1 pseudogene is annotated in these 397 nt (G+C 40.1%); it reads left to right on the top strand.

The features are described from left to right. Window positions 1-269 (top strand): annotated as a pseudogene (locus D7D26_RS12705) (IS30 family transposase); the annotation flags it as partial. Window positions 270-397 lie beyond the last annotated feature (128 nt).

Here is a 397-nt window from a genome sequence, read left to right as displayed (position 1 = left end):
CACCGCAGGAAAAACCGAAGGTTGAAAATAATCATACTCTCATTCGAAGGATCCTTCCCAAGGGAACAACTTTCGACAATTTATCCCAAACTGATATCAACCTGATGATGTCTCATATAAACTCATACGGGAGGAAAAAATTTAACGGAAAATCTCCTGCAGAGATCTTTATCAACCTGTATGGCGAGGACGTATTGCATTTACTCGGACTCGAACTTATTCCGCCACAGGATATCTGCTTAAAGCGGACTCTTCTCGCCGGTAAATAACGGCTCCTTTTTAATTTCTTGATTGCATTAACTCTGAACTGAAAATTTTGCTTTCAGTTGAGGGTCACTTTTGTATGCTCTTTTTTCGGACAATTTCCTCGTAACAGCTTTTCATCCCCTTGAATTTG

This window comes from Pyramidobacter sp. CG50-2 (assembly GCF_003612005.1).
Lineage (GTDB): Bacteria > Synergistota > Synergistia > Synergistales > Dethiosulfovibrionaceae > Pyramidobacter.
The sequence above is the reverse complement of the archived record's forward strand: the minus strand, read 5'-3'. Positions and strand labels throughout refer to the sequence as shown.